This is a genomic window from Pseudomonas sp. SJZ074, from assembly GCF_007828215.1.
In the GTDB taxonomy this organism is placed as follows: Bacteria; Pseudomonadota; Gammaproteobacteria; order Pseudomonadales; family Pseudomonadaceae; genus Aquipseudomonas.
The window spans coordinates 106,566-115,008 of sequence record NZ_VIUE01000020.1; the positions used below are offsets into that span (position 1 = coordinate 106,566).

5 protein-coding genes are annotated in these 8,443 nt (G+C 51.9%); 3 read left to right on the plus strand and 2 right to left on the minus strand.

Annotated features, from left to right (window positions below; translation table 11 throughout):
- Nucleotides 1–35: 35 nt before the first annotated feature.
- Nucleotides 36–2,504: a hypothetical protein gene (locus tag FBX99_RS19835; protein WP_372241322.1), complete on the minus strand. Its 2,469-nt coding sequence runs from the start codon at nt 2,502–2,504 to the stop codon at nt 36–38.
- Nucleotides 2,505–2,843: 339 nt separating this feature from the next.
- On the opposite strand from FBX99_RS19835, the gene FBX99_RS19840 reads away from it, so the two are divergent.
- On the plus strand, nt 2,844–3,980 hold the full coding sequence (locus FBX99_RS19840) for a phospholipase D family protein (protein ID WP_145132617.1): 1,137 nt from the start codon (nt 2,844–2,846) through the stop codon (nt 3,978–3,980).
- On the opposite strand, the gene FBX99_RS19845 is transcribed toward FBX99_RS19840, so the two are convergent.
- Nucleotides 3,977–5,380: a DNA adenine methylase gene (locus FBX99_RS19845; protein ID WP_145132619.1), complete on the minus strand. Its 1,404-nt coding sequence runs from the start codon at nt 5,378–5,380 to the stop codon at nt 3,977–3,979. The two genes, FBX99_RS19840 and FBX99_RS19845, sit on opposite strands and share 4 nt — an antisense overlap.
- Before the next feature lie 44 nt (nt 5,381–5,424).
- On the opposite strand from FBX99_RS19845, the gene FBX99_RS19850 reads away from it, so the two are divergent.
- Together FBX99_RS19850 and FBX99_RS19855 are read left to right on the plus strand one after the other, a co-directional pair.
- On the plus strand, nt 5,425–6,546 hold the full coding sequence (locus FBX99_RS19850; protein WP_145132621.1) for a site-specific DNA-methyltransferase: 1,122 nt from the start codon (nt 5,425–5,427) through the stop codon (nt 6,544–6,546).
- Nucleotides 6,547–7,067: 521 nt separating this feature from the next.
- Entirely contained in the window at nt 7,068–7,994 is a 927-nt protein-coding gene (locus tag FBX99_RS19855; protein WP_256664096.1) for an FRG domain-containing protein, read from the plus strand.
- Nucleotides 7,995–8,443 lie beyond the last annotated feature (449 nt).

Sequence of the window (8,443 nt, forward strand, 5' to 3'; positions counted from 1 at the left end):
GGTGGGCTCCGGCGTGGGCATCGGTGGTGGGCATGTTACAGGCTCTTGTGCCCGAAATAGTTGCTGGCAGGTAATGCCAAGGCTTGCCAGTAGGACGCCAGATGTACGTGCGAGGCCTGGAGCCAGAAACCATCCTGGCAGACCAATTGTTCACCGGGTAGTTGCAGCAACAGCGCCAGTGGCAGTGACCGCAAGGAACCTGGGTCCTCATCGTCCTCCGCTTCCCAATCCCGTTCAAAGCAGCGTAGGTGCACATGTTGCTCGTCGAAACCTTCAAACAGCGGACGGTTGCCCAACCATTGTGGATGCACCCGCAGCGTGTGCGCTTGAACGTCGAGTAGCAGCAACAGCCAGCCGCGATAGCTTCCACAGAGCTCCGTCACATCGGTGGCCATGCGGGTCAGCGCGAGATAGCGGCCGTCCGGCGACCAGATCATCGAGGGCGCAAGGTCACTCAATGCACAGCCGGATGCGGTCAACAGATGACCGCCGAGCCGCGGTGCATTCGCACGGACCCAACTGTCGGCATATTCCGTCTCGCTGCCGAACAGCCAGGCGGCATCCCGATGGGTGGAGGAGGGCTGGATGAAATCGCCCTCGGCAATGGCAGCCTGCGGGCGATCCACCAGGCGCCAAGGGGCAACGCGGTAGAGCTGTGACTCGGTCACCCGCAACTCCACGGTGGTGTAGAACAGCCGGGATTGCTCGTCGGGATGAAAGAACGAAGGATCGCCACCGACCTTCGGCGCAGGCACATTGAAGCGTTGCAGCGCATTGCCGTTCAGGTCCTGATCCAGGCGGCCGGCGATCGCCGCCAGACTCAGTAGGCCGGCACGGAAATCGAGTAGGCGGGCCACCCACATGCTGGGCCCTTCCAGCACGCATCGCGCCTTCACGTCGACAACCGCCGCGTGGGTCGCGACTGTCATCGAATCTGCAAAAGGTAACAGCGCCAGATAACGACCGCAGTCGGAAACCCGATGATCCAGTAGCCAGCGCCCCGGCAACTGCCAGTCACCGATCTGACAGCGATAAGCCCCCAATCCTTCGTTGTTGTCGCAAAGCCAGATCAAGTGAGCGCAGATACCGCCCAGCATTGGCTGCGTCGCTATGAACGACTCACCTCGCCGGCCCTGACCGTCCCGCGGCATCGCAATGCTCATTCGGGTCAGTTGAAACTCGGCGACCTGCACCCGACCCTGGGCGTCATGGCCCGCCTGGATTTCGGTATCGCTGTGGATGCTATCGAGGCGATAGCCATAGCGGCCGAGGGATGGACGCGGGTAGTCGAGGTACGACTCGATATGCACATGGTGCTCGTCGAGGCTCGACACGTCATGCCAATAGAAAGAGGGTTCGGCCTCACGCTTCACCCACGGCGAAGGCAGTGCCCGCCAGCCCTGGTCAACCTGCCACAACCAGTAGCGGTCGCCGCTCGGATGCCCGGTTTGTTCCTGGGCCTGACACACCAGCGCGCGTTGATCGGTGCTCCATACCAATGCTGTGTCGGCGGCCATCAGCAGAGCCGACGGTTGTCCATTGACGCTGATGGCATAGCGCGGTGAACGCAATGGTTCCAAAGGCTGGGGCAGATCGCGAAAAGCCGCAGGCAAGACGATGTCACCTACCAGGCATTGTTGCCCGTCAGCGGAGCGCCGTTCGAAGGTGCACGCGATATTGTCCGGGTAACTGCCAGGTTCCAGCCAAAGGTCAGCAACGGGTAGCAGATCGTTGGCGCTGGCGGCTTGCAACAGCTCATCGATCCGAGTCTGGCGAACACTGTTATCCACCAACGGGCTATAACGACCGCTCAGGCGATCAAGGTCCAACGTGTCCAGTTCCCAGAACTCACTGTTGTCGCAGCGGTAGACCCGGCGCTGTTGACGATCCAGGACGACCAGCCCCCAGGCCTGCCGGGACGGCACCGGTGCGGCGAAATAACGCCCATCGCTGGAAAACACCGCTGAGGAACCAAGGCCTTGCAGGAGCACGCCATCAGGAAACAGATAGTCGCAATAGGTCGGGCCGCCCATGGCGATTTCGCCGTGGTTGAACGTCCGGATCGGCTCACCCTCAGGAGTCAGTTGCGGCTCGGATCCGCCCCAGGCACTTGGCCCTTTGATAGGGTCCGACACCAGGCCGAGACGGCGCTCCCATTTGCTGACGCAGGCGAGCCCGCCGATGATGGCGGCGATTGCCGCCAAAATACCCCACCACTCGGGCAGCGCCCTGCCCAGGCTGAAACCCAGGCCAAAGACGGCGCCGATCATCAACCGGGCACAGCCCCGTCCCACTGATAAGAAACCCAGTCTCGCCGCGATGCCCATCAACAGGCCGAAGAGCAGCACCGTTAGCAGTGCCAGCGGGGGTGGCATGACCGTGACGAAAAAGGCCGGAACCAGGAGGATGGCGAGTTGCCAGAATAGCTCTAGGAACAGTCGGGGGAGGGTGGCGATGATGAGCGTCTCGGTGAGGGATTTGAGTGAAAGGATTCGGCGCGGGATGGCTTTCACCGTTGTCAGCCCACGGAGTATTGCTTCTGGTGAACCAGGGGAGCAAGGGAGGGGGGCTTAAAATCCAGGCGCCAGACACGCGAAAGCCGCGCATTGCGCGGCTTTCAAGTTGGTGGGCCCACACGGACTCGAACCGTGGACCAAAGGATTATGAGTTTGCGCGTGATACTAAAAGGCTAGTAGAGTTTCGCGTAGCCTACGTAAAACTGGGTATCAGAGCGAGAAATTGGCTTCTGTATCCAGCAGTAATCAAGCGAAGCTCCAAAAAGTTTAGCACTGTACCTCCAGTGTACCTGCGCTGGATAACAAAATCTTCCATGGACGACATGCATGACCACCCAAATTTGCATCCAAGACCCCGATTACCAAGCCTCTGTCTCACTACATGAGGCCCTGAACGCAGCGGGCGAGGGCGCGACGTCCGCTGCTGGCGCTTACGCTTTCGTTTCAAAAGGCGGTGTTGATTTGCTAATGGGCGCGCCTTCATTTAGCCAAATGCTTGGAAAAAACCCTATTCAGCTCGTCGTAGGTATGGATGCAATCACGAATGAAGCAGCTATAGGTGCACTGCAAGCCCTTCAGGGTCGTCATCATGGGCTTGAGATCACGGCCTTTGTTCATGACAAAAAAGGGGCAGTCTTCCATCCAAAAGTTTGCTGGTTTAAAAACGATCAAGGTGGTGTGGTGGTCACAGGGTCTGGCAACCTTACGGTCGGTGGTCTCAGAAAAAATCGCGAAGTATTCTCCGTTGCACAAGTCGATGCTGAAGAGATCAACTCCATTGAGCAAAACTGGGATGCTTGGATTGAGTCAAACAGGAATAACTTGCATTCGCTTGATAGCGAGGTTGTGTCGGAACGAGCTAAGCTAAACAACATCCGCAAAGCTGTATTTCTTGACGATCTGGAAAATGTAGACGTTGTTGGAGAGAAACAGCTTCAAGAAGTTCAAGTCTTTGATGTCGCTGATATGGAGGCGGCAGAAGACTTAGATGACTGGAGTTTCAGTTCCGACGCCATTTTTCTGGTTGCAGAAATTCCTAAAAGTGGTCGACGCTGGAAGCAAGCTAACTTTACACTTGAAACCTTTGTAGGTTTCTTTGGTGGTATTCGAGGTGACAACTCTAAGCGCTTAGTGCTCCGAGCTATTTACGACTCGGGAGAATATGGCAATCTAGAAGATCGTCCTTGTGTGACTGTGGCAAGTGACAATTTTAGAGTCGAACTCGAAGCGGCGTCGGGATTGGACTATCCAGTCGAAGGGCGACCGATAGGGGTCTTTGTTCGAATTTCTGTCCGAATGTTTGCATACTATCTGAGTATGCCTGGAACTCGCTCTTATGAGTCTCTACGGAACTGGCTTGATGAAAACGCGGGTGGAGAAAGTGTAAGGCGAGTGGTTTCTTCAGTGAATAACTCGCCTGAGGTTATTGATGCAACGCCACTCGCAAGGTTTTTGAAAAACTAATTTTTGCAAATTATTAGAATTTCACCATGCGGCTTTTGCTCGAAACTATTTTCTCGGCTATTTAATTTGTTGTGCTTGAACTCTCCAGGGCACACTGTATAAATTTCTTGGAAGTGGCTACGAGCAAGCGCTGTCAAATCTTCTATCGTCATAACTCTCGGGTGTTCTCCTTCACGGACAACGTGCGGGGAATAGGAGAGGACTAAGCTTGCTCCCAACTTCGAAACTTTACTGAATAGTGTAGTGAAGGCCTGGGGGGCTTGTGAACGGATGCAGAATGGAGATTGATGGCGCTGCTCCCTATAAAGCCCACGACTGAGGCGCAAACTTCCGCCAATTTTGGTTCGTGAAACGGTTGGGGAGTCTCTAAGGCAAAGTGTCTCAAGGACATGATAAAAACGACTGTAGTGATCACGCGTGTAGGGTGGATCAGCATATACAACCCGAGTGTTTTTGGGTAATTGATCTAGCGCGTCCGAAAAGTCCATGCATAGAGCTTGATGTGGAAGGTTGTTACATTGCAACCCTACATATTTTTTTAGGTTCTCGGAAAAAACATCAAAAATATCGATCTCTCTATCTTTCTTGACTTTTGCGGCTATGCCTTTCTTGGGCTGTCCATTAGACATGCGGGGCTGTATTGGTTGAGCGAACTGTTTGCCGATTGTATTTACTGCATTGCTGACAGCACTGAGCAATGCTGCAAGTAACGTATCTTTATCGCGAGATTCAGAGTTTTCTATTTCATAAAGGATGGCATCAATAGCTGCCGTTTGTTTAAATGAAAAATAGATGCCGCCATAGTATAGAGTAGCAGTGCACAAGCCTTCGAACTTGCTCTCTAGTCGCATAAGTTTTTTATGTGAAGCTTTTAGGGCATATTCCAGAAGTCCAGAGCAGTTGAGGTAGTTTTCATCGGCGGATTTTATTAAAGACGCCTCCTCCAAAAACTCACACAGTTGCAAAGGCAGCCCTTCAAGTGCTCTTGAAATTGCTTCGCTCTCATACTCTAAAACTTCTGTGCATGATTCAATTAATGCAGCGTGCATGGTTGAAGAACGGCACTTGTCAATAAATATATCAGGCTGAATGGAATTGCTTGGATTTAAAACAGCTGAGCATATGACTCGAGAATACTCCTGAATGTCGGCCGAAATTACCGTTCTGGCTTGGGACAGGAATCTGGACACGGAGCCAGAGCCAGCAAACAAATCTGCAACTACATCATTAGGCGATGAAAGCTCATCAATAACTTCACCGATAGCGTCAAGCATCCTTAGTTTGCTCCCAAGATAATTGAGAGATCGGAAAAAGTACTTCTTGTTATTGGTAAGCGATGGTATAATCCGCTCATTTTTGATAAGCGATTCAAAGTTTTCAGGGGGCGCTATCTGATTCAAAGTTGTCCCCTTTGAGACTTGATGGCTAGTGAGCAAATTGCAAAATGTTGAAAAAGATTAAGAAACATAGTTGCGATGAGGGTGGTGTAAGCGGAGAGATTATACACGGAGACAATCTCCTGGTGCTACAGGATCTTTCAAAAAAATATTGCGGCGCCGTCAAGTGTGTGTATATAGATCCGCCCTATAATAATGGCGAGGACTATAGTCATTATATGGATAATCGAGAGCATTTGGAGTGGCTCTCGATGATCGAGGTCAGGCTTAAGTTGTTACGGGATCTCCTCGCAGATGACGGGAGTATTTGGATTTCCATCGATGACGGAGAGGTTCATTATTTAAAAGTGGCGGCAGACAAAATATTCGGCCGAGAAAATTTTGTTACCACTGTAATATGGCAGCAACGAACTACGCGTGAAAATCGGAAAGCCTTTTCCAATAATCATGAATATATTCTCGTTTATGCCAAGAACTGTAAGCGCTTTGCGGCTGTGGCCAACAAATTGCCCGGCACGCAAGAAATAATAGATCGGTATAAAAATCCCGACAATGATCCACGGGGCCCTTGGCAATCTGTTTCAGCGAATGTACAGGCAGGTCATGCAGTGCCTAGCCAGTTCTATGAGATAACGTCTCCGAGCGGTCGAGTTTATTCGCCTCCTAACGGTAGATGCTGGGCGTATAACAAAGCCAGAATGGATAAGGAAATAGCTGAAAATAACGTTTGGTTCGGAAAGGACGGTACTGGCGTGCCTAGAGTCAAAAAGTTTCTTAGGGATAAGGTTATAAAGGTCACGCCTGAGACAATCTGGCTTGCGGAAGAATGTGGAACGAGTAAGAGCGCCAAAAAACACCTGCTAAAAATGTTTCCTGATGAGACCGTTTTTGACACCCCGAAGCCAGAAGAACTAATCAGAAAGGTTTTGTCTATCGCTACTAATCCTGGAGATCTGGTGCTGGACGCTTTTTTAGGCTCGGGCACCACTGCTGCGGTAGCTCACAAAATGAATCGTCGATACATAGGTATTGAAGCTGGTGATCATATTGTAGATATAGTTGTTCGGCGGCTTCGTTATGTAATAGACGGGGACACTGATGGTATTACAAAAGTCGAAGGGTGGCGCGGCGGCGGCGGATTCGAATTCCTCCGCTATACAGCCGATTAATTGGAAGTGCTGATAAGGGGGTTGAGATTTTGAGGTCCCTCGGCTGATTGTCGGATACTCCAATTTTCTCAACGGGCCCTGATATTGTTGCTGCACTAGTCCACCTACACCTTTGCAACATGGTGAGGGGACTGGGTAATTGCGCTCTACCGTACCACCCGTTTGCATTCACTTGCCCACTCATTTTCATTCGACCTGACCAGTCGTTTACGTCGGATTTGACCAGCATACTGGGTAGCCTGGCTCTCAGAAGTCGACCCATAGCGGGCCTTGGTGGAGGGCGGCAAACGGCAAAAAGCAGACTGTTCAGCAATGGTCTAACAACAGGTACGTTGAGGCTTGGAGGTGTCTTCGAATCCGTAGCGCTTCAAACGGCCGCAATCGACTAACGATAGGCATGCGTGCTGTACCGCTCTTAACGTCCGTTCAAGGGCGGCCATAACCTGAGTGAACTGCAATAGCCTACCTGTCAAAAGGCCATTACACTGGAAATCACCAAACGGAAGCGGAGTGAAGGAGCGATGGCAAGTCCAACAGAGATACCTTTCCACACTGCACGCCAGTTGCTGGACCACTTGTCCCCTCTAAACCCTATTTGGGGTACTGGAAGATTCATCTTTAGAGGCCAGCCAAGTGATGAGTACAAGCTGACACCATCAGTGTGCAGGCGTGGAACAGGATCATTCGCCTATGGCTCGCCAAGAAGGATGTTTGATGTCTCAACGGCTGGGCAAGTAGCCTTCGAGCTGGAGATCTTGAGGAAATTTCTGATCGGCTGTGATCGCTCAGGGCTAAATGTTCCGGGTTACACGGAACAGTTGAGCAGAACACTTGCCGATGGTTGGGGTTCGCTCCAAAGCCCGCATACCCCTTGGCCGTCTACTCAACTATACGAAATCATGGCCGTAGCTCAACACTACGATGTGCCCACTCGCCTCCTAGACTGGACTGAGAGAAGCTTTGTCGCTTGTTACTTCGCTGCCTCATCGGCAAACCTTGAGATTGATAACAGGGAGATGCCGAGGCTGGCAATCTGGGCTCTGGACACCACTTATGCGATGCACTGGAAAACAGTGAAGGTGATTAGAACTCCAGGGGGAACGAGCAAAAATCAGGCGGCTCAGTCTGGTTTATTCACTACGCATGAGGTTAAGGGATATAACCCAGACGACTTGTATCAGGTAGAAGCGCTAGAGGATGTTGAAGAGATTTACAGCATGGCAGGGAGCCACACACCACTTGTCAAAATGACCTTGCCGATTGAGGAAGCTCCCGCCTTACTCGACCTTTGCTCGCGCCTTGGCGTAGATGGCTCAACGCTCTTTCCCGGCTTCCATGGTGTGGCAAAAAGCGTAAGAGATTGGGCTAACGTTGAGGTTGGTGTGAGGCCGTCTCAGTCCCTCATTCAAGAATACAATGAAGACGGCTACGATCCAGACTTCCATTAAATAGCAGTCGCTGCGGGGTATTCGAAGCAACAAACTGAATCGCCCCTGATTTCCTGGACGCCTTCGACTGGCTCTTTTGGCAGACTTCCGCCGCTCGATCCACCCGGTTGCTGGTCAAGTCCGATGCAAACGACGGGTCGAGTCGGTCCTAACTGCGACTGGTGAATTATATCGATTCTCTTGGATCGTCCGTAACGGTGTTGTGCGCACAGTGTTCCGGTGTTTGGCCTATCCTGCCTTAGCCCTCCATAGCGCCTGCATAGTGTGTTTTTTCGTCATGACGAAATTTTCGTCGCTAATGAGGGGCAGCGGTTTTGCTCACTCACTTCTAAATGAGCCTGTATGACGAAGTTACGTATCCGTCCGGCCAAGTCACCTACCAAGCCCCGCAAAGCCAAGACATGGTGTGCACTTAAATTAGTGGACACCAGTTCTAGCCTTTTAAGCGG